Annotated in this window: 22 protein-coding genes and 1 tRNA gene; 7 read left to right on the forward strand and 16 right to left on the reverse strand. The window is 48.7% G+C overall.

The features are described 5' to 3' along the window. Positions 1 to 407 precede the first annotated feature (407 nt). From BMW71_RS10335 to BMW71_RS10360, 6 genes are all read right to left on the reverse strand, one after another. A complete protein-coding gene (locus BMW71_RS10335; protein ID WP_143057603.1) occupies positions 408 to 605 on the reverse strand; it encodes a YciI family protein in 198 nt (65 codons plus the stop codon). 64 nt (positions 606 to 669) lie between these two features. Beyond that, positions 670 to 2,064, reverse strand: a complete 1,395-nt coding sequence (locus BMW71_RS10340) for a mercuric reductase (protein ID WP_092173288.1) — start codon at positions 2,062 to 2,064, stop codon at positions 670 to 672. Between the two features lie 6 nt (positions 2,065 to 2,070). Beyond that, the gene (locus tag BMW71_RS10345; protein WP_092173291.1) at positions 2,071 to 2,352 is read right to left on the reverse strand and encodes a DUF427 domain-containing protein; all 282 of its coding nucleotides are present in this window, start codon (positions 2,350 to 2,352) and stop codon (positions 2,071 to 2,073) included. A gap of 60 nt (positions 2,353 to 2,412) precedes the next feature. Then, positions 2,413 to 3,474: a pseudouridine synthase gene (locus BMW71_RS10350; RefSeq protein ID WP_092173294.1), complete on the reverse strand. Its 1,062-nt coding sequence runs from the start codon at positions 3,472 to 3,474 to the stop codon at positions 2,413 to 2,415. A 134-nt stretch (positions 3,475 to 3,608) separates the two neighbouring features. Beyond that, complete coding sequence (scpB, locus tag BMW71_RS10355) at positions 3,609 to 4,169, reverse strand: SMC-Scp complex subunit ScpB (protein WP_092173297.1); 561 nt, start codon at positions 4,167 to 4,169, stop codon at positions 3,609 to 3,611. Between the two features lie 2 nt (positions 4,170 to 4,171). Then, positions 4,172 to 4,555, reverse strand: a complete 384-nt coding sequence (locus tag BMW71_RS10360; protein WP_092173300.1) for a TraR/DksA family transcriptional regulator — start codon at positions 4,553 to 4,555, stop codon at positions 4,172 to 4,174. A 293-nt stretch (positions 4,556 to 4,848) separates the two neighbouring features. Between BMW71_RS10360 and BMW71_RS10365 the strand changes: the two genes are divergently transcribed. The 3 genes from BMW71_RS10365 to BMW71_RS10375 all read left to right on the forward strand — a co-directional run bounded on the left by BMW71_RS10365 (position 4,849) and on the right by BMW71_RS10375 (position 7,834). After that, complete coding sequence (locus BMW71_RS10365) at positions 4,849 to 5,481, forward strand: 3-keto-disaccharide hydrolase (protein ID WP_092174794.1); 633 nt, start codon at positions 4,849 to 4,851, stop codon at positions 5,479 to 5,481. A gap of 83 nt (positions 5,482 to 5,564) precedes the next feature. Next, the gene (locus BMW71_RS10370; protein ID WP_092173303.1) at positions 5,565 to 6,653 is read left to right on the forward strand and encodes an Ldh family oxidoreductase; all 1,089 of its coding nucleotides are present in this window, start codon (positions 5,565 to 5,567) and stop codon (positions 6,651 to 6,653) included. Positions 6,654 to 6,703: 50 nt separating this feature from the next. Further along, entirely contained in the window at positions 6,704 to 7,834 is a 1,131-nt protein-coding gene (locus BMW71_RS10375; RefSeq protein ID WP_092173305.1) for a DUF922 domain-containing protein, read from the forward strand. Between the two features lie 165 nt (positions 7,835 to 7,999). Here the strand turns inward: BMW71_RS10375 and BMW71_RS10380 are convergent, their stop codons facing one another. The 9 genes from BMW71_RS10380 to BMW71_RS10420 all read right to left on the reverse strand — a co-directional run bounded on the left by BMW71_RS10380 (position 8,000) and on the right by BMW71_RS10420 (position 19,892). Then, a complete protein-coding gene (locus BMW71_RS10380) occupies positions 8,000 to 9,577 on the reverse strand; it encodes a calcineurin-like phosphoesterase C-terminal domain-containing protein (protein ID WP_092173308.1) in 1,578 nt (525 codons plus the stop codon). A 132-nt stretch (positions 9,578 to 9,709) separates the two neighbouring features. Then, complete coding sequence (locus BMW71_RS10385; RefSeq protein ID WP_092173310.1) at positions 9,710 to 10,840, reverse strand: FG-GAP repeat domain-containing protein; 1,131 nt, start codon at positions 10,838 to 10,840, stop codon at positions 9,710 to 9,712. Between the two features lie 3 nt (positions 10,841 to 10,843). Further along, the gene (locus BMW71_RS10390; protein WP_092173312.1) at positions 10,844 to 11,422 is read right to left on the reverse strand and encodes a hypothetical protein; all 579 of its coding nucleotides are present in this window, start codon (positions 11,420 to 11,422) and stop codon (positions 10,844 to 10,846) included. Positions 11,423 to 11,471: 49 nt separating this feature from the next. Continuing rightward, positions 11,472 to 12,275, reverse strand: a complete 804-nt coding sequence (locus BMW71_RS10395; RefSeq protein ID WP_092173315.1) for an alpha/beta fold hydrolase — start codon at positions 12,273 to 12,275, stop codon at positions 11,472 to 11,474. Positions 12,276 to 12,278: 3 nt separating this feature from the next. Continuing rightward, positions 12,279 to 13,103, reverse strand: coding sequence for a sugar phosphate isomerase/epimerase family protein (locus tag BMW71_RS10400; RefSeq protein WP_092173317.1), 825 nt, complete (start codon positions 13,101 to 13,103; stop codon positions 12,279 to 12,281). A 55-nt stretch (positions 13,104 to 13,158) separates the two neighbouring features. After that, the gene (locus BMW71_RS10405) at positions 13,159 to 14,010 is read right to left on the reverse strand and encodes a sugar phosphate isomerase/epimerase family protein (protein ID WP_092173320.1); all 852 of its coding nucleotides are present in this window, start codon (positions 14,008 to 14,010) and stop codon (positions 13,159 to 13,161) included. Between the two features lie 47 nt (positions 14,011 to 14,057). Then, the gene (locus tag BMW71_RS10410; RefSeq protein ID WP_092173323.1) at positions 14,058 to 15,098 is read right to left on the reverse strand and encodes a ThuA domain-containing protein; all 1,041 of its coding nucleotides are present in this window, start codon (positions 15,096 to 15,098) and stop codon (positions 14,058 to 14,060) included. A gap of 159 nt (positions 15,099 to 15,257) precedes the next feature. Beyond that, complete coding sequence (locus tag BMW71_RS10415; protein ID WP_092174797.1) at positions 15,258 to 16,763, reverse strand: RagB/SusD family nutrient uptake outer membrane protein; 1,506 nt, start codon at positions 16,761 to 16,763, stop codon at positions 15,258 to 15,260. A 27-nt stretch (positions 16,764 to 16,790) separates the two neighbouring features. After that, positions 16,791 to 19,892: a SusC/RagA family TonB-linked outer membrane protein gene (locus tag BMW71_RS10420; RefSeq protein WP_092173326.1), complete on the reverse strand. Its 3,102-nt coding sequence runs from the start codon at positions 19,890 to 19,892 to the stop codon at positions 16,791 to 16,793. Positions 19,893 to 20,210: 318 nt separating this feature from the next. Between BMW71_RS10420 and BMW71_RS10430 the strand changes: the two genes are divergently transcribed. Beyond that, entirely contained in the window at positions 20,211 to 21,173 is a 963-nt protein-coding gene (locus tag BMW71_RS10430) for a glycoside hydrolase family 43 protein (protein ID WP_092173332.1), read from the forward strand. A gap of 278 nt (positions 21,174 to 21,451) precedes the next feature. Next, positions 21,452 to 21,533 (forward strand) — tRNA-Leu (locus BMW71_RS10435). Between the two features lie 4 nt (positions 21,534 to 21,537). Here BMW71_RS10435 and BMW71_RS10440 read toward each other — a convergent pair. After that, positions 21,538 to 22,632 (reverse strand): AI-2E family transporter, encoded by a 1,095-nt coding sequence (locus BMW71_RS10440; protein WP_092173334.1) that lies wholly within the window; start codon positions 22,630 to 22,632, stop codon positions 21,538 to 21,540. 276 nt (positions 22,633 to 22,908) lie between these two features. Here BMW71_RS10440 and rho point away from each other — a divergent pair, with 276 nt between their 5' ends. Both rho and BMW71_RS10455 read left to right on the forward strand, forming a co-directional pair. Further along, positions 22,909 to 24,672: a transcription termination factor Rho gene (gene rho / locus BMW71_RS10445; RefSeq protein WP_092173337.1), complete on the forward strand. Its 1,764-nt coding sequence runs from the start codon at positions 22,909 to 22,911 to the stop codon at positions 24,670 to 24,672. A gap of 589 nt (positions 24,673 to 25,261) precedes the next feature. Beyond that, on the forward strand, positions 25,262 to 26,965 hold the full coding sequence (locus BMW71_RS10455; protein ID WP_092173342.1) for a fibronectin type III domain-containing protein: 1,704 nt from the start codon (positions 25,262 to 25,264) through the stop codon (positions 26,963 to 26,965). The last annotated feature ends 16 nt before the right edge of the window (positions 26,966 to 26,981 follow it).

Here is a 26,981-nt window from a genome sequence, read left to right on the forward strand (position 1 = left end):
TCTGGCAGTCCCTGGGTTTCGCCCGGGGTTATTGTTGTTGAAGCCCTTCAGGCTTCGGAGTCGGGGAAGAGTTTGATGGAGAGGGAAGAAGATCGATGATTCGATTCGCTAGTTGCTTGTTCGGATATACCTTGAAATATCCAGTAAACTGATTTGACTGGAACCATGTAAAATTGTTTCCGCTTCCAAAACAATTCCGACTGATTGTCTAATTTATCCTAGGCTTGAAGGGCCTGAACACCAATAACCGAGGGTGCAGCCCAAGGCTACCGGACTAGCGATTATCACCAACCCCGGCAGGGGTTGAACCTGATTTGGAGGTCTTCACAAGACCAACTGTTCTCGAGCTGACGCCTTCCCTTAGACCCGAGAAGAGCAGGGGAGGCTGTATATCTATAGGATAGGTGCTAAGCAGGTTCACTGCCCACCCAGTTCCTCGGCTCCGATGCTACATCAAAGATAAAGATCCCCCTATACCGATTCACATTTTCTCCCAGCGGACCGGCGATCAATAATTTCCCCTCTGCTACCAGGCGGCGAACGTTGGCCATATGGCCTAAAAACACCTCGCTGACCGCCAACAGGGGATTGGCTTCCTGTGCCACAGAGAAAAATCTGTTCCGGCAAGTATTTAAAGGAAAATCAGGAATGTCATCTGACCAAAAAATGCTATCCATTGGTACTTTTGACTTGTCCCATCAAATTGTTCAGGCTTTCGGCCAGGGTAGGGTGGGCAATCGGCAAGTGTTGGATCTGGTCGTAGGGAACCTTGCCAACCATGGCCATTTGAATTACAGCCATGATCTCACCGCCATCCATACTCAGAATGGTGGCCCCGAGAATTTGCCGGCTTTCAGGGTCTACCAGTACCTTAAAAAAGCCTTTTGTTTCATCCGTTTCCAGGGCCCTCCCGGCATGTTTCATCCAAAACTTGCCTGTATGGTAAGGGATTCCTTTTGCTTTTGCCTGCTCCTCATTTAGTCCGATTCGCGCTAGCTGGGGGTCGATAAAGACGCAGTAGGGCACGAGGCGATCTTTTTTAGACAGGCTGGTGTTCCCTTCGTAGATTCTGTTAAAGGCCAGGTAGGCATCGTGGTAGGCCATATGCGTAAAAGGGGGACTTCCTGCCACGTCCCCCAAGGCATAAATTCCCGGTACGGAAGTTTCAAAGTTTTCATCCACTGCGATATGGCCGCTATCCGTAAGGGTCACGCCGACGGCTTCCAGCCCTAGCGCCCCACTGCTTGGAGTTCGGCCGGTTGCTACCAGCAGGTGGGAACCAGTGACGCTTCCATTCCCCTCTGCATCTTCGTAGGCTACTGTAATCTTCCCATTCGTAAAGCTGACTTTTTTAGCTTCAATACTTACTTTGGTAGCGATCTGTTCTTCTTTGAAAATACAGGATATCTCTTCACAAACGTCTGTATCTTCCTTAGGAACTAGGCGTGATGCCATGTCCATAATGGTGACTTGACTCCCAAACCGACGAAACATCTGACCAAACTCCAACCCGATATAGCCTCCTCCCAACACAATCAGGTGTTCCGGTGTCTCTTCCAGCTCCATGATGCTCGTGCTGTCCAGAAAGGGGCAGTCTGCCAGCCCCTCAATTTCCGGAGTTCGGGGAGCCGATCCCGTGTTGATAAAAATTTTCTTTGCGGACAGTACCAGGTCTGATTGCCCTTCGCGCTCCACATGTACCCGTCGATCGGATTGAAGAATAGCCGTTCCCATAACGATAGTGACCTGTTCGGATTTTTCCAGACCTTTGGCGGCACCGCCCCGAAACAGGTCGACAATATAGTGCTTTCGCTTTTTAACGTTTTTCTGATTGACGGTATAAGCTCCAACGTCCACCCCAAAATCGCCTGCCCTGCTGACGAGATGGGCTACGCGGGCCGAAGCGGCCATGGTTTTGGTGGGAGAGCAACCGTCGTTGATGCAGGTACCGCCGATGGCTCGTTTTTCAATCAGCGCGACCGAAAGGCCTTTGGCGCTGATTTTTTTGGCCAGGGGCATGCCTGATTGGCCAGCTCCGATGATAATGGCGTCAAATTCCTTCATAAAGGCTTATTCTTCTACCTTTACGCCCTTCCAAAAAGCCACGTAATTTTTTATTTCTTTTGCGGCTTCTTTCGGTTCGGGATAAAACCAAGCTGCATCCCGGTTGCTATCCTCCCCGATTTGGATGGTGTAATAGTTGGCCCGGCCTTTCCAGGGGCAGTCGGTGGTGTGGTTAGACGACTTAAAAAATTCCCGGTTTAGGGATTCCGGAGGGAAATAGTGGTTATTCTCTAAAAAAATCGTGTCGTTCGACTGGGCGAGGATTTTATCGTTCCAAATGGCTTTCATGGTTTCTGGTCTAATTTTACAATAAGGTAACCAAATCCTGCCCCAAAAACAAAAAACGGCTTATTTAAGCCGTTTTTTGTTTTTTCCTTTATTCATGAATTTCAGGTTGATCACTTCCCGTTCATTCAGGAAACGGTACTTCCCTCGGGGAATGTCCTTTTTACTCAGTCCGGCAAAGGTAACCCGGTCCAGTGCTATCACTTCATACCCGAAATGGGCAAAGATTCTACGAACGATCCGGTTTTTGCCCGAGTGGATTTCCAGCCCTAAAATGGTTTTATCCAGGGAAAGTACCTGCAGGTCATCCACCTGTGTTGGGCCATCTTCCAGGGTCACACCCTCCCGAATAGCATCCACATCGTTTTTGGCGATGGGTTTGTCCAGGGTCACCTGATAGATTTTTTTTATCTCGTAGGCCGGATGGGTCAGTCTGGCGGAGAGTTCACCGTCATTGGTAAAGAGTAGCAAACCGGTGGTGTTGCGATCCAGTCTTCCGACCGGAAACAGGCGTTCTTCGCAAGCCCCCTCTACCAGGTGCATGACCGTCTTTCGTTCCAAAGGATCGTCTGTCGTAGTGATGAAATCTTTGGGTTTGTTAAGCAAGAGGTAGACCGGTTTTTCGGGCCGGATGGACTTTCCGCGGCAGGTCACCTTATCCTTCCGGGACACCTTAAAGCCCAATTCCGTGACTACCTGACCATTCACCGTGATTTCCCCCTTTTCAATCAGGGTATCTGCTTCTCTTCGGGAACAAACGCCCGCATTGGCGATGTATTTGTTGAGTCGGATTGCTTCCGTTTCTTTCGGAGCTTGCTTTTGTATGGCGGAAAGATCGTATTCCGGCTGGGTTTCGGTTTTTATTTTTTTACCGGGTTTTCCAGATTTTTTTATCGGTGAATACGGTTTTTGAAAGCGCTTCTTTTTTGGTTCACGCGCTTCGGCTTCTCCGTAAATGGGTTTTTGATTCTTTCCTCGTCCCTTGTATTCGCTTTTTGTCGCAGCAGGGGTATTTTCAGGCTTTTGTATTTTGCCTTTTCCGGAGCGGAACGTTTTTTCGGAAGTACGCTTGTTCCCACTGGATTTTCCCGCAGAATCACCCGAGGGTGTATTGGACTTTTTCATAGTGATTGCAGCATCGCTGCTGTAGTTAAACGGTATATGTAATGCACAAGCCCTACTTGAATGGGCTTGTCCTCGCTCAAAGCGGCTGCAAATTTAGGATTTATTTACGGGATAATTTTAAAAATCGAGGAAAATCATTCCTTTTGATCGCCAATTTCGTTTTCTTCGGGTTTAAAATCCTTTGGCTGGGGTAGGTCGCTGAGGTCATTGATGCCAAAATACTCCATAAATTTTGGACTGGTGCCGTAAAGCAAGGGGCGGCCAATTCCCTCGGACTTTCCTTTAATAGCGACCAGGGATTTTTCCAGGAGTTTCTGAACAGAGTAGTCGCAGTTCACACCGCGTATTTGTTCGATTTCAGATTTGGTTACCGGCTGTTTGTAGGCAATGATGGACAGTGTTTCCAATTGGGCGGTAGACAGCCGTTTTTGCGATTGGTGCTTTTGGAGAATGGCGATGCTGGTCTGATAGGCCGGTTTGGTCAAAAACTGATAGCCTCCGGCAATTTTTTCGAGGCTAAATGCGTGGGTATCGCTTTGGTACTGTTCCTGCAGGGCCTGCAGGGCTTCCTCAAGGTGTTCGACAGGAATATCGGATTCAAACATCTCGGACAGGCATTTTTGAATCTCCTCCAATCCCAGGGGATCGGAGGAGCAAAATACCAGGGCTTCTATGTGTCGGTGTAAAAAATCCAAAATTATTTTTTGGCTAATTTGGCTTCAATGCTGTGCATGGTATGCGGCACGGCCCGCAGCCGTTCTTTGCTAATGAGTTTGCCCGTATCCACACAAACCCCGTATGTCCCGTTTTTAATTCGTCTGAGCGCATTTTCAAGGTTGATGATGAACTTTTGTTGCCGGGCTGCCAGTTGACTAAGGCTTTCCCTTTCCAACGTATCGGCACCGTCTTCCAGAATTTTAGAAGTGGAGGCAGTATTGTCCGTGCCGCTGTCGTTTTGTTTGCTAAGGGATCGTTTCAGTTGCCCAGGCTCTTCCCTTGCTACGGCAAGCTTTTCATTGATTAGTACTTCAAATTCCTGAAGTTCCTCCCTGGAGTAAGTGGTTTTTTCTTCCTGGCTCATGTATCCGTTTTTTAAAAATTTCCCTAAAATACAGTGACTATTCTAAAATCAAAAATCTAATATTTTTTATTTGATCGCGAAGGGTAGCCACCTGCTTCATTTAATTCTAAATCGGCTATAAAACACTGGTAAGTAGGTGTATAAATTTGTATTTGAGTGACTACGGTAGTAGAATGTTTTGAAATGGGCGAACGTAGAAATTTTTAAATTCGGATTCGACTGCCTTTCTTGAATAATCCCCGTTATTGTCGTATTTTCGTCATCTATTCAACAATAAACCAATGTTACTTTCGATGAAAAAAATTGCATGTATCGCTTTATTCGCTTTTGTATCCCTTTCCCTTCACGCCCAAAAAGCGGATAAAGAAGGATGGATCAAACTTTTTAACGGCAAATCCTTTAAGGGTTGGAGTATTAGTGAAAACCCGGATTCTTTTTCGATAGAAGATGGTGTGATCAAAATTGATGGTCCACGAGCCCATTTATTCTATACCGGTAAAGTAGCGGATCACGACTTCGAAAACTTCGAGTTGAAAATGCAAATCAAAACCATGCCCAATGCCAACTCAGGTATATTTATTCACACCGAATTCCAGGAAGGTGGCTGGCCGGAAAAGGGCTACGAAATTCAGGTAAACCAAACGCATGGGGATTGGAGAAAAACCGGAAGCGTTTACAGTTTCAAGGATGTGAAGGAAACCTACGTGACAGACGGCGAATGGTACACCAAGCACATCGTCGTGCAGGGCGATCAGGTGACGGTGAAGGTAAACGGGAAGGTAATCAACGAATTTACCGAAGCGCAAGACAGAGGTGATATCGGTGAGAGCAGAAAAAAACTGAGCAGCGGAACCATCGCGCTGCAGGCACACGATCCCAAAAGTGTGATCTACTACAAGGACATCCAAATCAAACCGCTACCCTAGTGGCGGAAGGTTTTGTTTGGCTGTCGTAAGTAGTACTTGATTTTCTAAAGACAGGTCGCGTTGTTTCGTTTTATTTCCAACTGATGAGTGGCGAACGCATACGTTTTGATCCGGAAGAGCTACGGTCCTTTACCAGCCGTGCGTTTTCTCATTTCGGTATTCCGGAGCAGGATGCCTCCCTGGCGGCCGATGTTCTTGCCTACAGCGACGAACACGGGATTGATTCCCATGGAGTGGCCCGATTAAAAACCTACGTGGATTTGTTAGAAGCGGGCAGGATCAATCCCAGACCAAAGCTCAAGATCGTCCGCGAAAAGCATGCCGTTGCCACCGTGGATGGCGACAATGGGTTGGGATTGGTCGTTGGACCGAAATGCATGGAAATGGCCATCGAAAAAGCCCGCCTTCACGGGCAAGGCTCGGTTTCCGTGTGTCACACCAACCATTACGGGGCAGCCGGGTATTATCCCTTGATGGCCGTACGTCAGGATCTCATCGGTATGTCCATGACCAATACGTCTAAAGGAGTGGCTCCTTTCAATGGCATTGAAAAAATGCTCGGTACCAACCCCCTTGCCATGGGGTTTCCGACGGGTGATGAGCCTACCGTGTTGATGGATTTTGCCAGCAGTACGGTAGCCTACGGGAAGGTGGAGATTGCCTGGAGGGCAGGGGAAAACGTACCCCTCGGCTGGTGTTTGGATGAACACGGCCGTCCGACCACCGAGCCGGAGCGGATGATGCAGGGCGGAGCCTTGCTTCCCCTGGGTAGCACCAAAGGAGGGTCTGGACACAAAGGATATTGCATTGGGGGGATTGTGGACATCATGACGGCGGTACTAAGTGGGGCGAATTGGGGGCCCTTTGCGATTCCTTTTGCCATAGATTCCCCGCAGTCCGAAAAGCAGGTTGGAAAGGGTATTGGTCATTTTTTTGGTGCATGGGATGTTGAGGGATTTCGCGATCTTGCGGCATTTAAGTCGGATTTGGACGCCTGGATACAGACCATGCGTACCACCCGTCATCTGCCCGGTGGTCCGGAAGTACAGATTCCGGGAGACCCGGAATGGGCCGCCTATCGGATTCGGATGAAGGAAGGCATTCCCTTGCAAGTGGCAGTGGTCCGGGATTTGGAACGGATTGCGGCTGTTTTGGGTATTCCGGCCCCATAGAACCCGGCGAGTTGATTTCGTGTTATGGCTGATAGAAAGGAGGATTTCCCATGAGTATTTCGCAGCTATATAGGTCCACGGGCCCAGGTATTGCTTTTTGGACCCTCGGGTTTTTTGGATTGCTTTTGGTGTCGTCGGGGCAATCGGTAAAGGCCTCGCAGCCCATCGATCCCATCGTATTAAAGGTGGCCTCTCAGTTATTCATCCCTGCTGACTACTACATCAAAGCAGTGATCGATGACCGGACGGACCAGTCTCCCGTGGCATTCCTGGTACCAAATGCCGACAGCGGCAGGCAGTTAGAAACCGTGGATCTCGAAGGGGGCGCCATGAATGCGCTGGAAAGGTACTTTTCCGGTGTACTTCCCAGAAATCCGAACCTAAAACCAATCGTGGTCCGAATCAAGGACCTGAAAATCATGGAAGTGCTGAAAGGCGAGGGGAGGGTTCTGGTGGAGGGGGAGGTTTTTTTGGATTTTTCCTTTGAATTGGATAGAGGAGACGAGTTGGTTCATTTGTTGGATTTTCAGGGAGGAATCAGTTACAAGCGGGGTGTTCGGCAATTTTACCTGATTGAACCGGTACTCAGAAGATCCATCAACAATTCGCTTACCTATTTCAATGACTGGATCGAAAAGGAATCCAAAAATGAAATCAAGTTGCTTAGCGATGTGCAGGTTCGTATCCGGGATTATCGGGAAGACTTCGGAGACGATACGGTGTTTTACAATCCCATCCGGCCCTTGACCTGGGATGATTTCAAAGGAAGGCCCCGGTTCAACAACTATGCTGCTTCCATCTTTTCCAGCATCAGTTACGAAGGCAATAGCTGGATCGAGGATGGAGAAGTAATCGTAGACCTGGTGTTTAAAACGTACATGCTAAAAAGCTCTTCCTGGGTGCGGGGGACGAATAACAGCTACGGGCTGAATCACGAGCAACGGCATTTCGATATCGCAAAAATTGTGATGGAACGCCTGAAGGAACGGGTACAACAATTGGACCTACAGCCCCATAATTTTGATCGAAAGGTTTCTTTCCATTACCTGGAGGCCTATCGGGAAATGAATCGGCTGCAGGAGCAATACGATCGGGAAACGGCCCACGGATTAAACGGTCCGGCGCAGGAGCGTTGGAACGAGAAGATCGACGAAGAGTTACGTCACTTTGGATTGAAGTGAATTTCGGGCAATTTCGGAAAGCAGGGCTGTAGCTGTGGGAGTGCAGGCAAGGTCCGAATTGCGCCGGAAAAGACGCGCCCTGTCGGTTTTTACAGGAAAATGAGAATAAAAAAAGTGGCCGTCGGATAGACGGCCACTTTCGTACGGAACGTTGGTAGGTGGTTTTTAAAAGGTTACCGGTTCGGCAATCCGGTATATGCTACTTGCGGTATGGGTTCTTCCAAACATATCCCGCGCCCGTACTGTGATTGTGTGCGTACCGACCGGAAGGTTTGTAGGGACGGCGCCTCGCCAAAGGTGGGTAGAATTGACGGGGTTGGAGGGCCTTCGGCCTGCCTCCAGGGATTCCATCAGATCCCATTCCATGACATCGACCAAAAAGGAAGGGTCTGGTGCTTCGATCCAGGTCATGGGGCGCCAATCGCCATTATCGATTTTGTATTCCACCAGATCGTCTTTATCTCCAATAAAGAAGTTGGCAAATATACCGGAAGAGCTGCCGCGGTTATTGGCAACGACCTTGGGATTGAAAATCCGTATCTGATAATCCCTGGGCTCTCCTACTACCTTGTAGTCGATGGTATAGCTATTGCCCGACACGTGCAAAAGGGCATACCCTTTTGGGGTGCCATCCCGCATGGTGGAGATGGGGATTCCCTGCTCGTTGAGTTTACCGGAGTACCAATCTCCTGAGGTAGTACCGGCATTGTATTCGTGAAAACGTCCTTTGCCTTCCCATCCATCTTCGGCCGTATAGAAATTGTGTCGTTGCAGGTGAGTATGGGCCGACATGGCAAGGCGGTTGGGGTAGTCTTTCAGCAAGTCAAACAATCGCTTTCGGTCGCTGTCGCGGAAGGCATTTTCGTTTTGGTGGAGCAAGGGAATGTGAAAAGAAAGCACCACCAGCCGGTCTTTGTCCACGTGTTTCAGGTTGTTTTCGACAAAATCCAACTGGTCTTGCCGAAAGCCTCCCCAATACCCTTGCCCATCTCTGGGATCGGGATAGAGAATGTCTTCCAATACGATAAAATGCGCATCTCCGTAATTAAACGCATAGGAGGAGGGCCCAAATGTCTTCTCAAAGGATTCATCCGCATGGGCATCAATTGTTGCATCGTAGTTCATGTCGTGGTTTCCCATGACGTTGTACCAGGGCCAGGCGGTTTGTTTTAGAATTTCCACGTAACCCGGATGAAGGTCCAGGTCATCACCGGATAGATCTCCGAGGCTAATCCCAAAACGAATACCGGATTCATTTTTTGCTTCACTAACCACTCCCCTTGCGAAGGCCTCCAGCTCTTTCTGCGTGTAGGGTTGCGGATCCCCGAAGACCATGGCGGTAAATTCTTCCGGTTCCTCGGACGGGTAAAGGGCAAAATCTATTGATTTGGGTAATTTTCCTGTAGGGGCAACCCCGCCGTATTTCAGATCGGGGGAACCTTCCGGCTTGTGGTTGTAGTAGAATGCAGGCAATCCATTTGCTCCGGTAGGAACGGCGTAGCCGGATGGCTTGATTACAAAAATAATCTCGTCCTCGGCTATGGGAAGTTGGTACTTGCCGTCCTCATCGGTGAGTACGACCTGTACGCCGTTGGTAACGGCTACCGCGGGGATGCCTTTTTCCCTGCGTTCTTTCTTGCCATTTTGGTTGCTGTCTTCAAACACGTAGCCCGAAACCTGATCCTGGGCAATAACGGAAAGGCTGATGCAAACGCACCAGCATAAAAACGCGATTTTTTTCATAGCGGTTGGTTGTATTTCTTTTCAAGCAAGTTAGCTAATCGCGGATAGACTCGCGTTAACTTAACGTTATCTTTCCGTGCTGCTTCCGGAGGGCTTTCTCCTGCCTTGTATTTTTTGACGGGAATTGAAGACCTATCGCGGACCCCGGTTGTGAAACACCACGAGACCGTCTTTTCCGGCCACCACTATGTCCAGCAGGCCGTTTCCATTCAGGTCTTCTACCGAGAAATAAAGTCCGGCACCCTTTCCTTCCCCAAATGGGCCGTAGCTTATGATGTTTTTGGTGAAGGATTCTCCGTTCCACTTGAAATAGTACAAGCCCAAATGATCGTTTGCCCCAGGGTCTCTTCCATTGTGGGCCCGGTAGCGTTTTCCGGTGATCAATTCCATCTGTCCGTCGTTGTCAATATCGGCCCATTCCATGGTATGGTATTGGGATTGAAAAGGATCAATGGGATGTTGGATAAAGGAAATCTCCCCGCCTTCTCGCATCTGCTCGTACCAGTGCAAGCCGTAATCGTGGCCCTGCCCCACAATGAAGTCGTTCAATCCATCGGCGTTGACGTCGGTGACAATAATTGGCACACTGGCACCACCGAGGGAGAAGGAGCGATGCAGTTTCCAGCTGCCGTTTTCCAAGTCGTCAGGCGCTTCCAACCAACCTTCGGGAATGATAAAATCTCCTCGTCCATCTCCGTTGATGTCGCCAAATCCCAGACCGTGCCCGTGTTTTTCGGTGACCGGATGCTTTTCAAAACTGCCCGTTCCTTTGCCATCGGCATCTCGACTGAGGCTGTAGTAAGCCAGCGGTTGGTTGGGGGTATTGGGGACAATGTCCAGGAAGCCGTCACCGTCTACATCCCAGGCACGAGACGTTTCCACATTTCCGGTATTTGCGATTTCGTGTACCGTCCATTCCCCGTTATTTCCTGGATTTTCTACCCAGAACAATGTCTTTCCAAACCAACCTCCGGTGACGTAGTCCATCTTTCCGTCTCCATTTACGTCGAGCGGGATGGTAGAAAAATCATCGAAATACTCACTCACTCGCTTTACCTGACCGATGAGCTGTCTGGAGGTGAATTCCGGGCCTTTGTACCAATAACTGCCGGAAATCAGATCCGGATTTCCATCTCCGTCTACATCAAAAACGCCCACCGATTCCGCGCTTTCCATGGCGATCAGTTGTTTTTCGAAGGTTACCGGCTTGGGGTCATCGTTGAGAAATGCCAACGTTAGGGCAATGCATGTGTATCCAATCATGGTTTAAAGGTAACCTATTTGACGTATAAAGTATCCTGCACTATCCTGTTCACCAGGGTATATGCAGCCATTCAGCCGGCGATTGGTGCTAATTTCAGCGATACTTTCTTTTTTCTCCGGGAAAGAAAACGGAGAAGGCTCCATATAAAAAAGCGATACACCGCGTTTTTCCAGGGTTTCCTCCATGGTATAAAAGAGCATGTATCCCAAGCCAAAGCCTTCATTGTCCATGGTATATCCCCCAAACATCTCCATACCTATGGCGCCAGAAAGAAAGACAGCCCCGGATACTGCCATTGAAAGAAACATGCTTCGGTCTAAGCGGTTAAAAAAGGGAATATACACCAGGGCCAGTACGACCAGTGCCACACCATAGGGAATAATCCAGGCAGAATAAAAATAGCCGGAAAGGCCAAAATCATTTCTGAAATACCCGATAAAAAATTCGTGGATTTGGGTGGCTTCGTCCAGCGGTAAAAACACAAAAACCAGTGCCAATCCCAGCCATCCAAGGGATAATTTGTTTACAAAAAATAAAAAATGAATAAAAAAGCTGCATGGCCTGGTACTGGTACCGGCCACGCAGCTTTTTGCAACGGTGGAAAAAACCGCTAGTACCTCCGAAGTTTTGTTAATTTTCCAGCAACCACTGATGGACCCGCTGGTTAAAATCCTCCAGGTTTTCCCAGTGGAAGGCATGCCCGCTGCCCGGGTAGATGTGCAACAGGGAATTGGGAATGGCTTCGGCTACTTCCCGGGTCATCCATAGTGGTGTGAATGCGTCTACTTCTCCGCCCAGAACAAAGGTAGGGAGAGCGATGGAGGGTAGCTGTTCCACTACCTGGTGGTGTATGCAGGCCTCAGCCTGTCCCTCCAGTCCAACCAGTGGTTGGGGATTTGGCTCCAAAGCTGCGTTTTTCCGATCCTCTACCAGACCTTGATATGCTTTTTTGTCATCAAAGGTGGCTTTGGAGAAAATCAGCAGCTGCACGTACACGCTAAATTCTTCCGGGCGTAGCCGGGCTTTGCAGTCCACCATGTGTCGGAAGATCGTTTCGGCCATCCGGTCACACCGCGCCCAGGGGCACATGAGTACCAGGGATCGCAGCAATTCGGGATGGCGAATGGCCAGTTGCTGGGCAATGATACTGCCCATGGAGACCCCCACCACGCGTACATCGGAAAGTTCCAGGTGTTGCAACAATCCCGCACAGTCATCGGCCATCTGTGCCGAACTGTACGGGCCGGGAGGCTTGTCGGATAAGCCTACACCGCGGTTATCTACCAGTATACAACGAAAGCTTTTTTCCCAATGTGCTACGTGTTTTTCCCAAACGGCACCCGGGGCGGTGATTCCCATGATCAATAACAGTGGATCGCCAGATCCTCTTTCCTCGTAGTAGAGGTTGATTCCATTACTTTGTACGGTAGGCATCGGCTATTTCAGGTTTGGAATGAGCGATTCATGAACCCACTTACCATCGTGTAGGGTGACAAAATCGGGATCTTCCAGCGCTTCCTGGCCCTCGTCTTCACAGATGATCCAACCGTTAAACTGTTCGTCTTTCAACCATTGGGTGATGCCGGTGAAGTCTACTTTTCCTTTTCCCATCAGGGTGAATTCCGGATTTCCGTCCCAGTCCTTGTAATGGACGTGATTGATCAGCGAGCGGTATTCCTTCATTTTTGCCAGGGGGTCCATGCCCCCGTTGATGATATGGCCCACATCCGGGCACCAGCCCGTCACTTTTGGATTCAAGCTTTCCAGAATTACCTGGTAATCTTCCTCCGTTCGGGTAATGGAAGTGTGCGGAGAATTCGGGTGAAAGCTACTGACCACCCCCTGATCCGTTGCCCGGGAAGATACGGTGTTTACGATCTCGACCAGATTTTTTCTTCGCGACACCAGATCGTGCCGCCCGGTGGGTATCTGTACCGTACAAAGAACCGACCCCGGGAATTTGGCGAGTAGTTTGATGGCCTCGTCGGCAATCTTTTTTTCCTCATCGGTTTCTTGGGTCCCGTTCCAATCCAGGGCAAGGGCCACCGCTGCCAGTTCGATATTTTCCTCTTTGAGTTTCTTTTCGAGCAGATTGGCATCAGCCAGGGGCCCCATCCAGGTAAAAATTGGCTGGATACCGGTAAATCCGGCCTTGGCGATTACTTCAATCATGTGGCCGAGCTGGCCCTTGTAGGTCTCGCCGTTATTGCTCATGAACCAGGTATAGACTTCTGCTCCAAATCGAAAAGGTAAGGTATTCATTGCTTGTTTTTGTTTTAGGGTTAGTTAACGTGAGGGATGCAAAGGGTGCGTTTGATTAAAGTCCGTGTTTGGCACCCATTTCCCGAATAAAGCGGTATCCATTTTCGGCCATTTCCCAAGGTTGGGAAAACTCCCGCCATACGCCGATGGAGTTGGCAAAGTCGGGGTCATTTCTGGTAAACCCCTCGATGGTGAGCCAGCCTCCGAACTTGATCGCTGCCAGGGTAGCAAAGGTATCGTCCCAGGGCACATGGCCGGAACCAGGGGTGCCGCGATCGTTTTCGCTGATGTGTACATGACCCAGGTAGGGAGCTACCTTTCGTAGGGCATCTCCGAGTTTTTTCTCTTCTATATTGGCATGATGGGTGTCAAACATGGCCTTCACATGGGGGTGGTCGACTTTTTTAACCAAATGGATCAGTTGGTCCATCGTGTTGCAGAGGTAGCATTCAAAGCGGTTCAGCGCTTCCGGGGTAAGGGTAATTCCGGACTGCGCGGCATGGTCACCCGCTTGGTGCAATACCTCTGCGCTTCGGTCGTATTCCTCCTCGGTGGGAGACCGCTGGGCAAAGGTAGAAAATGCAGAGTGAAAGGGGCCACAAATCACTTTTGCACCCAGATCGTTGGAGCGGTCGATGGTCCATTTTATTTTGTCCAGAGCCTTTGCCCGCACAGCAGCGCTGGGGTCTATAGGGTTTTCATCCGGACCCAACACAAAAACGGTGGTGGTTTCAAGCCCTGCCTGGCTAGCGAAGGAGCCGATTTCCCGGTAGGCTTTTTCATCGGGCGATCCTACAAAAAACTCAACGCCGTCGTAACCAATCGCTTTTAGCCGCTCAATGATGGGTTTTAGTTCATCCGAAACAACGGCAGACCATGCCAGCACGTTAAATCCAATTTTATTCATGATATGTACGTTAATGATGGGTAAAAAAACGGTGTTTTCTATGGGGATTATTCGAAATCCGATACCTTCATTCCTGTTCTGAAATTATCAAATCCAAACATGGTCGGTTTGTAGGAACCAACGATGGATACCTCGGCTTTTTCCGGAATCATTGGTTCCATGTCCAGGCCCCAGTAGGTAGCGTTGACGATAAGTCTCCGTAAATCCTCGCTGAGCAAGTCTACGGAAGCACCCATGGTACTGGCGAAGACCCTTCCTTTTTTCCCGCCCTCCAGTGCGTAGGATTTGGTCCATGCTACCGGCATCAGGGATTTTTCCCAATTGATTGGGGCATCGGGAGTCATCCCGGAGGTAGACGCCCCGTGAATCAAAACGGTGGCATCGTCTCCGATGTCGGTCACCGTATACACATCCGATGCGGCCCAAATGTCCTTAACTCCATTTAAAATAGGGTTTTTGGCAGCGGCTTGTATGCCATCCAGTAAGGCCCGCGTACCTTCCACGGCATGTTGTCCGTGGTGGGCTACCCAGGTTTCTCCCAGAATCTTTTTTCCAAAACCTTTTTCCCAGCCTGGAGATTTGCTTTGCCAATGGTACTTGGCGTAGGGACTCTTGCTTTCCGCGCTGTAATTGAAGGCATGGGTAGATGTACGCAGTGCGATCAGTGGCTTCCCTGCCTTCAGGAACGCATCGAAATAGCGCATCTGTTCGTCGGGTAGCTCCCGAAAACGCAGCAGAATAATGGCCAGGTCGGCATCCTCGAGGGCTTCCATGCCTGGGATGTTACTTTTATAGTTGGGGACTACCTCGTTTTTTTCCGGATTGATGGGAAACAGTACCGTTGTGGAAAAACCATGGTGGGTGGAAAGAATTTTTGCCAGCATAGGAAGGCCTTCCTCTGAGCGGTATTCGTCATCTCCTGCTATTAGTACGATTTTTTTTCCGTTGCCGGGGCCATCGCCACCGTCGAAATGGAGCATCAGCTTTTCCTGTTGGGCCATACACAGGCTTCCGGTCAAGGCAACGAAAACGAGGACAGCCAGGAAGTAAAGGGAGCAGCTCTTGGTGTTTAGAAAGGGTGCTTTCATGGAGAAAAGAAGTTGTTTTGGAATTTAAAGTAAGCAAATTGTTTGGAACAATTCCTACAGATAGTCGATCTATTGTACGAAAATAGGATAAAAGGGGCAAACCGGATGGTGATCATCCGTTTCGCCCCTTTTTAAATACATTTTTTTCTGAATGGTTACTTAATACCCAGCATTCTGTGTCAGCTTATCGTTGTTTCGGATCTCTGCTGTGGGAATGGGAAAGAGCAATTCCCGCTCCCGGAGCGTAGGTCCGTACGAAAACTCATGGCCTACGTAGTCTTCAAACTCCCTGGTGTTTACATTGAATGCCTTTCGTAGGCGTACCATGTCGTACCAGGTTTTGTTTTCGAAACACAATTCTACCCACTTTTCTCTCCAGACAGCCTCCCGGAATTCTTCCTTGCTGAGGTTTTCCAGCTCGGGAAGATTCGCTCTACGGCGAATACTGTTAATCGCCTCGTAGGCTGCCGTGGTAGGACCACTTGCTTCATTGATGGCCTCTGCATAGATCAGAAGAATTTCGGCGTAGCGGTATACGGGCCAGTTCATACCACTGCTGGTGGTCGATAACTGGGCTTCTTCGTCGAAATGCTTCCAAATGTAGTAATCCCCCAATTCCATGACCGTGGTTCTATCCGACTCCAGACTGTATTCGGTGTAGAAGAATTCCTTTTCTTCTGCCCGTTTGTCTCCGGATTCAAAGGATTCTACGAATTCCTGGTTGGCGAATATGCCGCCGGTTTCGGCGCTGTAGGCCGAGATTCCCCGGTTGTAAGGAATGATGGAAACCTGCCAGGAGGAAGGTACGGTAAAAGCCGCGTATTGCTTCATGAATATGTGTTCTCCCTGGTTTTTGTCTTCCACGGAATGCAGGCTGCTGTATTCATCGAACAGTTCAAATACGCCGGACTGGATGACATCATCGGCTTTTTCCGCGGCAAGTTGGTAGTACTGGTCTCCCGCCTGAAGGGGGTAGCCGGCCATGGTCAGGTACACGCTAGAGAAGAGCGATTTGACAGCTCCCATAGACACCCTCCCACTGGCATCCCGCCAGGGCAAACCGGAGTCTTCCGCTACCTCCAGGTCGGCCACGATCTGATTATACACCGCCTCGGTACTTGCCGGGTCGGGGTACAATTCCGGGCTGGTCAGGTCGATGGAGGTGGTAATCAGCGGAATGTTTCCAAAGATCCGGATCAGGTTGAAATAGTAGTAGGCCCGTAAAAACCGTGCTTCTCCGAGCAGTCGGTTTTGCTGGGCATTGTCCATTTCTATTTCCGGGATTTTTTCAATGGCCAGGTTGGCATTGGCGATACCCCGGTACGAACTGGTCCAGTAGGTTTGACCGTACCCATTGTCCGAATTGTTGATCAGGTTTCGGACAAAAAGACTGTTTTGTGCCTGGCCCAATTCCGTATTGGCAAGACCTGTAGCAAACTCCAGCATCATCCAGGGTCCCCCGCCAAATCCACTTTGCATGACCGGGTAAAGACTCTCGTAGATGGAATTCACCACGCTGGTGGCGTGCTCTGGCCGGGTGAAGTAATTTTCCAGGGTGAAATTCGACTTATCGGTTTCTTCCAGAAATTCGTTGCAACCCCAGACCGTGCTCATCACTAATCCGATGAGGCAAAACCGGCTGAATTGTATGATGTATTTTTTCATAATGTTCATTTTTTCAAGCGTTTTTGTTTACAGAGCAATGTTTACCCCCAACATAAATACCCTTGGTTTGGGGTAGGCATACAAATCTACCCCCTGGTCAAAGGGAGAACCAGAGGTAGAGACCTCGGGGTCGTATCCCTGAAATTTGGTGTTCAGGAAGAAGTTTTGAACCGATACAAAGGCACGTAGCCGGTTAAGGTTGAGGCGCTGGATCAGTTCCGGTTCGAAGGTATACGCAAACAACAGGTTTCTCCCACGCAGGAAGGAACCATCCTGTGCCCGGTCCGAATCGTTGAAGGTGTTGTACCCGGCAGTAAGCGGCCGCAATTCGGCAATATTCGTGTTTTGGTTGTCAGGGGTCCAGGCATTCAGTACCGTGCGAAAACTATTCGCAATACCTTGCCGGTCCTCGGCGGAGTGCTTGCTTCTCCACAAAACCTGGTTGCCATACATAAATTGAAGGTCCACCATCAATTCAAAATTCTTGTATTGAAAGGTGTTCATCAGCGTACCAAATCCTTTGGGAATACCCTGGCCGATGATCACCCGGTCGTTGTCGTTGATGGCGCCATCGCCGTTGACATCTTCGTACTTGATATCTCCCGGGAGCTTGAAGTACTGGGCGGCCAGGTCGGCTTCGTCGGTATCCCAGGTGCCCTGGTGGACAAATCCAAAGAACGAACTTACGGGCTCTCCCTCACGAATGATAGTGGATCCCGAAAAGATATCGGCTCCACCGGTCAGCTCCAGTACGGTGTTTTTGTTGACCGAAATATTGAAATGGGTGTCCCACTTGAAGTCATTGTTGACTACGTTTACGGAGTTTAGCGCAAATTCGACGCCTTTGTTCTCCATGCTGCCAATGTTTTGGGTCACTTGGGTATAGCCGCTACTGGAGGGCACGGGTGCATTGAGCAACATGTCTTCGGTAAGCTTTCGATACAGGTCTACCTCAAAGGTGAGGCGGTTGTTAAACAAGCCCAATTCCAGTCCCACATCGGTCTGGAAGGTTTTTTCCCAGCGCAGATCGGGATTTGCCAAACGATTTATACCCAATCCGATGGAGCGGGAGTTGTTGAAAATTACTGTATAGTTCCCCATACCGGCCAGGGCCTGGTAGGCGGGAATTTCGGAGTTTCCGGTAACCCCGTAGCTACTTCTAAGTTTTAAATTGGAGATGGTTCGGCTATCCTTTAGGAAGTCCTCCTCGGAAACCCTCCAGGCCAATGCAGCAGACGGGAAAACCGCATAGCGGTTGGCTTCGCCAAATTTGGAAGAGCCGTCGATACGGCCGGTAAAGGTAAGCAGGTATTTTTCCTTGAGGTTGTAATTAAACCGTCCAAAATAGGAATTCAATCCGTATGCGGAAGTACCGGAAGTGGTTTGGAAAACGTTGGCACCGGCGCCGAGGTTATTGAATTTGAAATAGTCGTCTTGAAAATCCCGTGAGCGGGCCATACTGTTGAAGCGGTCCACGTGCTGCCAGGAGATCCCGAGCAAGGCGTTGATGGATTGGTTTTCGTCGATTTCCTTGGTATAGGTCAGGTAGTTTTCAAATTGCCAGGAATTCAGCCGGTCGTTCATCACATAGGCATCTCCTCGTTGGTTTCTGGCGATGTAGTTAAGCATGCGACCGCCGTAATAGTCCACGCGCTGGTTGATGATGTTGGTGGCCAATACCGACCGAAACTCCAAGCCTTCGGCGAGGTTGAAGTTGGCGTACAGGTTGCCCAACATGGTTTGGGTATTTAGGATGTATACCCGGTCCTCTACCACGTGGAGTGGGTTATTGCCACCTTCCATGCCGGGATAGTCTTCGTTTCCGGCCCAGGATCCGTCGGCATATTTGACCGGTATGATGGGGAGTGCTTCGAGGACCTGCCGCATGGCAATAATTCCACCCGCGCCGAGCGGATCTACCTGGCTTTCTTTCTGATCGGTGTAGCTGAGGCTACCACCCACTTTCAGCCAATCCTTTATTTGGCTGTCAAAGACAAACCGGCCAGCATACCGCTTCAGGTAGGAGCCACGCATCAGGCCTTCTTCGTTCCGGTGATTGACGTATATACCATAGGAGTCTTTTTCGTTGCCTCCGGTGAGTCCCAACTGGTAATTTTGGGTAACTGCCTGGCGGAAGGACTCGTCCTGCCAGTCCGTATCGTGCAGGGGATTGCCATTGGCATCAAACAGTCGTGGGTTCGTTCGCTTGAGTTGTGGGTCCCGGTAAATGCCGTTCGCCCATCCCGAGGGATCGTACTTTTGGGCATTTTGGTAGGCAATGTCCTCTACCCGCAAAAATTCTTCGGAATTGAGTAGCGGGATTTTTTTCGGAAGTACACCCACACTCACATCGGTGTCGAAGGTGATCACACCGCCGGTACTGCTGCCGCGTTTGGTAGTCACCAGAATGACGCCATTGGCTCCCCTAGCTCCATAGATAGCTGTGGCAGAAGCATCTTTCAATACCTCGACCGAAGCGATATCATTTGGGTTGATGTAGTCGATCGGTGTGCTGCCATTGGCCAGGCCGGCGGCATGAATGATGACTCCATCAATCACGTAAAGCGGGTCGTTGGCGATGCTTACCGAGGTATTTCCCCTAATACGGATATTGGCTCTTCCGCCCGGGCGTCCCGAGTTAACGGATACATTCACTCCCTGTATCCGTCCAGAAAGGGCTTGGTTGAGGGAGGCGGAAGGGCGCTCTTGCAGCTCTTCGGCGTTTACCGAACCGACCGCTCCGGTCAAATCCGATTTTTTCTGTGTACCGTAGCCGACTACCACTACTTCCGATAGGTCCGAAAAGGACGAACGGAGCATGATGTCTACCTGATCCATTCCAGATTGGATGGTGATCTCCTGGGTTTCGTAGCCGATAAAACTGGCAACAAGTACTTCTCCATTGGCGACTTCCAGGCTAAACTCGCCGTCAATGTCTGAGACGGTTCCCCGGGTCGTGCCTTTTACCAGCACCGAAACCCCCGGGATCAATTCCTGGTCTTCCTGCGATTTTACAACCCCGGAGACGGTGCGCTGTCCCTGGGCCATCGCCTGTTCACCGAGCAAAAGCAGCGAAAAGGCGACCATGGCAAAGCCATAGTTAAATTTTTCAAAGAAAAATTTTTTCATACTAGTTTAGGTTTATTGATTAATTGATTTAAAAAATAAATACTTTAATATAAAAGCATTTACTTTACTAATTTCGCTAAATTTAAATAAAAACAAAAAATATTCTATCATGTACTGTCCTGTTCGGTGCTATTATAAGTTGGTATTGCTTGTTTTTTCCCAATACGATTTTATGGATGGAAATATATCCGGATTAAACGGCTGGTTTGTGAGATGGGTGGAGCATGATTTTTATCATCAAAATTCTACCAGAAATCACCGAACCTTGATTATTTGTTATCTTTGTTCCTGCCAGATTTTGAAATCGGAACAAACGCAATGGATTCAATAAGACGAATATGTATCAGGTTTTTGATTGCGGGGAGTTTTACCTTCCTGCTTGCCTGCTCTTCTACTGCTTACCAGGCAAAAAAGAAGGTGTACCTTTTTTCCTACTTTACCGGTAACGGTGAAGACGGGTTGCATCTGGCGTATTCCCTGGACGGGTACCAATTCAAGCCGCTGGAAGAAGGTGCGTCCTTGCTGACACCTACAGCAGGTGGGGATAAACTCATGCGCGATCCCTGCATTGTGCAGGGAAGGGATGGAAGGTTCCACATGGTATGGACCGTAAGCTGGAACGAAAAAGGACTGGGCTATGCCTATACGGACGACTTGGTAAACTGGTCGGAGCAACAGTTTATCCCGGTGATGGAACACGAACCAAATGCCAGAAACACCTGGGCACCCGAGATATTTTACGACGAAGAAAAGGATACCTACCTGATTTATTGGTCCAGTACAGTAACCGGTCGCTTTCCGGAGACCCAATCTGAAGAAGAAAACGCCTACAATCACCGGCAATACTATGTAACCACAAAGGATTTTATCTCCTTTTCTGAAACCCGACTTTTTTACGAACCTGGGTTCAATGTAATTGATGGCACCATTCGGGAAGTAGACGGAGAGTACCTGCTCTTTGTCAAAGATGAAACCCGGGAGCCTCCGAAAAAAAACATCCGGATAGCCAGGAGTGAACAACCCGAAGGACCTTACGGCCCCGCCGGTGAGCCCATCACGGGAGATTACTGGGCGGAAGGCCCTACCGTGGCCAAGGTCGGAGATTACTACCTGGTTTATTTTGATAAATACGTTGAAAAACGAATGGGGGCGGTGATGTCTTCTGACCTGGAAAATTGGATCGATATCTCCTCCCGGATAAATTTTCCCGTCGGCAGCCGGCACGGAACGGTCTTTCAGGTAGACAAGCGTTTTTTCGACCAGCTGCCCTTTAAGCGGTAGGTTTGGGTGCTTGGAGCATCGCCTGGGATAAGCGGGCTTTTCTCGAAAGGCGTTGATGAAGGAGTTTTTGCAGCTGCTATTGGACTTGAAACACAAGCCTACCCCAATCAGAAGAAGGGTTGCTCTCTGGATACGACCCGATTACAGGCTTGGTAATGAGTGTATTGATTTCGGGGCAACTGCCGATGAAAAATAATTCGGCCCTTTGGACAGGAATAAATGGGGTTTTCTTTGTTGAAAAACAATTTATTTTTCATTTTTGCAGTCACAATTTACATGCGCACGTGGCGAAATTGGTAGACGCACTGTCTTCAGGCGGCAGCGCCTTCGGGTGTGAAGGTTCGAATCCTTTCGTGCGCACATTTTATTTCTTGGCCCATTTTTTTCGGAGCATTCGTACGAAGTTTTCGTTTTTTTCCAGTACGGGAAAATCGTCACCTAGCAGGTAACCGTAAGGTTGCAAGGAGGGTATGCGGTCAAACGCAATTTTTACGATTCCGACGAGTGGAATGAATAAGACCATTCCGGAAATACCCCAGATACCTCCGCCGATCAAAATTGCCAGCACGACTACCAAAACGTTTACTTTTACTTTAGATCCCACTACCAACGGCGTGATCAGGTTGTTTTCCAATAATTGGATACCCCACAGGACCAATAGCGTGACCATTGGAAGCAGGAAGGTGTCCGTCGTTAGGAATACATATAAAATAACGAGGATGGAACTTATGACCACACCTATATAGGGAATAAGGTTCATGACGGCAATAAACAAGGCAAAAAGAAAAAAGTACTTGATGCCAATAAGGTAGAAGTAGATGCCAGCCATGACAGCCACCAAGAAGGTTACCTTCAGCATGCCTACCAAATAGGCATGAATGACTTTTCCAGAATCCGTCACCCAGGCCAAAATGGCTTCGTTACTTTTTGATGATGCTTTTAGTAGAAAAGCGACAAAGAAATCCTTGTAATAGAGCAATAGGAAAATGTACAGCGGAATAATTCCAATTAACGTTAGGGATTTTCCGGTATTGAAAACCGTCTCATTTAGGTTTTCCAGAGGTACCCAGTTGAGGGATTCCCAGCCTTCCAGTCCTTCTATGCCGGCAATCCCAAGGCGGTTTTCTATTTCAATCAGGTATGCGTTTATTTTTTCCTGAAGAATGCTACCGATTTCCGGTATGTCCGCGATAAGTAATATCATTTGGTTGAGCAATACATAAATGACGGTAGCCCCAAAAATGCTGATAAAGACGAGGGTCAGTCCAATTGCCAGGGATCGCGGAAAGCGGTTGTTTTCCAGCCAGTTACTCATGGGGTGCAAGGCAAAGGCGAAAAATATCCCCCAAATCAGGGGCACCAATATAAAAGATCCCACGTGCATCAACCAAAGTAGCAAAGCGACGGAGAGTAAGGAATAGGCGGTCAGTTGTACGGGATGATCGTTACGAGGCGTCATGGGGAGAAATTATTTCACAACCTAAAATTAATACGATGTCATACAGGAAACCAAAATTAGCCGAAGGAATATATGTGAGGGGAATTCTTCCGAGTGAAATAACAATTAAGCAAAAATTTGCGTATTAGCACCGATTGATGTAATATTGTACCGTCAAGAAAAGCAGAAGATCGCCATCCTGGGGGTTTGAGTATTGTCTGTATACCTTTTTATACCAATCAAGATACATACCATTTCATCATTTACACAGTCTAGAATTACATTCACACGTTTTTTATGTATAACATAGAAGAATTAAGAATCAGGCTATTGTCTGAATTAAAAGAAATAGCAGAGGAGTTGGGGGTTAAGAATTTCAAGTCATTAAAGAAAGAGGATTTGGTGTATGCCATTTTGGACCAGCAGGCGATTACTCCGGAGAAATCACTTCCAAAGAAAAAGCCTTCCAAGGTAGAGACAGAAGTTGTTGTGGAAGAAAAGACCGCAGAGGAAACCAAATCCAACGCCGAGGAAAAGCCCAAATTCAGACGACAGAATGTAACCGAGATTCCCAAGGAGGATAAAAGCGCAAACGAAAGTGTCGCCAGAGAGGACAAGCCCAAAAAACCTAAGACGGAGGATTCCTTCAAGCCCAAAGCCGACGTTCCCGATAAAAAATCCGTAGACAAAGCGGAAAATAAAAAACCGGAAGAGAACCTGAGCAAAAGTGCCGCAAAAGGAGACGACTCCAAAGGCCGCAGTTTTCGCCCCAGACGCAGGGCTGTAGTGGACGTAGAGGAATTGAAGTCGGGAAACGACGTAAATCCAACCCCTGCAACCGAGCAAGATTTTTCAAAGAAGAGAAGCCCCAAAGAAGTGGAGGAGCCACCACAACCGGACTCTACCTTTATCCCCAAAAGAAAGACTTCGGTTACCATCAAGGATTTTGACGGGATCATTGAAAATTCAGGTGTGTTGGAGATCATGTCTGATGGCTATGGATTTTTACGTTCACTTGATTACAATTACCTGGCCTCACCGGATGACATTTACGTTTCTCCCTCCCAAATCAAACTTTTTGGACTAAAAACGGGAGATAACATTCAGGGGCAAATACGCCCTCCCAAAGAAGGCGAAAAGTATTTTGCCTTACTTAAAGTAGGGACCGTTAACGGCAAAACCTCCGATGAAATCAGGGATCGAATCCCGTTTGAATACCTTACCCCTCTCTTTCCAGAGGAGCGCTTGCGACTGACCACCAAGCACGACAATTACTCAACCCGAATCGTGGATCTTTTCGCACCCATCGGAAAAGGACAGCGGGGAATGATCGTGGCCCAACCAAAAACGGGAAAAACGGTATTGTTGCAAAAAATTGCCAATGCCATCGCCGAAAACCACCCGGAAGTTCACCTGATGATTTTATTGATCGACGAACGTCCCGAAGAAGTCACGGACATGGCGCGGTCGGTAAAAGCAGAAGTAATCTCGTCTACCTTTGACGAACAGGCCGAAAGGCACGTAAAAGTAGCAGCACTTGTATTGGAAAAAGCAAAGCGCATGGTCGAATGCGGTCACGATGTGGTGATTTTGCTTGATTCCATCACACGACTTGCGCGTGCACACAATACCGTGGTACCTTCTTCAGGAAAGATCTTGTCTGGCGGTGTGGATGCCAACGCGCTTCACAAACCCAAGCGCTTTTTCGGCGCCGCCCGAAACGTAGAAAACGGGGGGTCGCTCACCATTATCGCCACCGCGTTGGTAGAAACCGGATCCAAAATGGACGAGGTTATCTTTGAGGAATTCAAGGGAACCGGTAACATGGAGCTGTCACTCGATAGAAAACTGTCCAACCGACGCATTTACCCAGCCATCGATGTACCAGGCTCGGGCACAAGAAGGGAAGACTTGTTGATGGACAAGGAAGAAATGCAACGGGTTTGGATTTTGAGAAAAATTATGTCCGATATGACCTCTCAAGAAGCCATGGAGTTTCTGTTGCAGCGTATGAAAGGCACCAGAGACAATGCGGAATTTCTGATCAGTATGAACGGGTAATTCCTGCCCAATAAACCACTGGAGCAGCGGCTTTTCCTTTTGAGGGATTGCCGCTTTTTTTTTGGGACCGCAAGACCCCCGGTAAATTGCCAAACGAATAGTAATCAGGACGAATCCCATTTTTTGTCTGCATTTGCTTTCCAAACCTTCGATTGCCTTTTTTCGAATAGGCTTCTTCCGGAAACGCCGCCTTACTCGCCGGGGATTGCTTGTAGGAGGAGGAGGAATTTTTTTGGTGGCACCAATCGCTTTCAAAGCTGCCCAGTCTCATCCTCACCAAGACTCGAAAAAGGGATCGGTTTTAGTAGGTTACGTTTTTTTAGACGCAAATAACTGACAATCCGTAGCATCCAGTATCAATGGAACGCTGCATTCGTGTCACAGAGCTGCTTTATAGCCGTCCTGAACGCCGGAAATGCTGCTGAATGTCCGGGAAAAAAGGCAATTCAAAATACAAAAAAAAGTATTTGTAAAGTTTTTGACCGTCTATTTTTCCAGTTTTGACCGCGATTCCCACAGCTTGAACGAATAATTTCCGGTAGGCAGTAAATGGCTGGTAGTTTTAGGCTACAATCTAATACGGACAGCCATGAAAACCTTTTTCCTAACCATTCAGAATTTTGCACGTTTGTTTGCCGGTGTATTGATCTATGTTTCAGTTGGACAGGCTATTGGACAGGATTTCTCAAGTGTCGCGGACGGCAAATGGAAGCAAAACTCCACCTGGAGCAGCTCGACCTCATGCAATTCGAATCAGAACCTTAGTAGTGGTTTTCCCCCGATTGCGAAAAACTGGGGCTGTGCAATAACCGTAGGGATCAATCACGAGGTGGAGTACGACGGAAATGCGCAGGGTTTTGGCAGTGGCACCTTCTCCGGAGTTTGGTTAGGTGCGAATGCTAAGTTGATTTTTAACGGAAACCTCACCATTAACGGTGGCGGATCCGTTCCGCAAATCGTTTTGGCAGAAGGAGCCGAATTGGTTGTAAACGGACAGTTTGTAATAGATCGAAAAGTGACGATTGTTGTTCCCAAAAATGCAAAAATGACGATAAAAGAATTTGTCATTGGCAACAATCAGCCCACCATCACGGTAGAAGAGGGAGGAATACTGGAAGTGCTGGAGAGAACCGTCATGAGAAGTAATGCCAACTTAAACGTATACGGGCTTTTTGAGACAGTGGATTTGAATTATACCTCCGGCGGAACCGTAACCATCGGGTCACAAAACGGGACAGCCCGGGTAACGGGCGACCTGGATATTACAAACGGTAACTTAAACCTACATGGAAGCGGAAACATTCTCGTAACTGGAACGACCTCTACCGGACAGAGCGGATCAATCCGGCTGAAAGACGATGCAAACGGATTGTTTACCGGTAATGTCACCATGAGTCACGGTGGCTCGCTACAAGCAGAAAACAATGCCTCGTTTACCTTTGAGGAAAACCTGCATACCAGCGGAGGAGCGACCATTACAACCAGGAATACAGCGATGGGGTTGATCAAGAAGGACGTTACCATGACCAATGGTTCCTTCCATTTACACGATACCTCAGAAATATTTGTTGGAGGAAAGCTCACCGCTTCCAATGGCGGTTCCATAAATGGAAAGAATACCTCCGGTTTTTTCATTTGCGACTACCCCAATTCCACCCAGAAAGAAACGTATCATGTCACCATGAAGAACGACGCCTTTTACGGTCCGGGTTGCCTGGCTTTGCCAGTGGTTTGGAAGTCGTTTTCTGTAACTCCACTTGCAGTACAAGGAAATCAATTGGTTTGGAAGACCGCTAAAGAAACTGCATCCAGCCATTATGAAATCGAACGTTCTGTCGGGGGGGTAGATAACTTTGAAAAATTGGGCGAAGTTGTGGCTGCTGGCTGGACCAGTGCGGAGACCCGATATACGTTTCAGGACACCCGGCTTGGAGGCATTGAGGGGATGGTGTATTACCGACTCAAGCAGGTTGACTTTACCGGAGAAAGTGCTTATAGCGAAGTGATTTCGACGAGCGTGGAAAGCAGCGAGCCGGAGGAAATCCGCTTGACCGCTTTCCCAAACCCCAGCGATGGCTCGAACTTGCAGCTTAAAGTAAGCGAGGGATTTGTATCCGGGCCGGTACATGTGCGTTTTTCTCACGGAGCATTTTCGGTATCCTTTGAGGGCGAGATCGGAATGTCCCTGGACCAATGGCTGCAAGAGGTCATTCAAGAGGCAAGCAAAGGTGTGTGTGTGCTGGAACTCGTGTGTGGCGGAGAGGTGCACCGTGTTAAAATCATGAAGATATGAGTTCTTGTCCGACAGT

Origin of the sequence: Cyclobacterium xiamenense (genome assembly GCF_900109255.1) — a bacterium.
Taxonomy (GTDB): domain Bacteria; phylum Bacteroidota; class Bacteroidia; order Cytophagales; family Cyclobacteriaceae; genus Cyclobacterium; species Cyclobacterium xiamenense.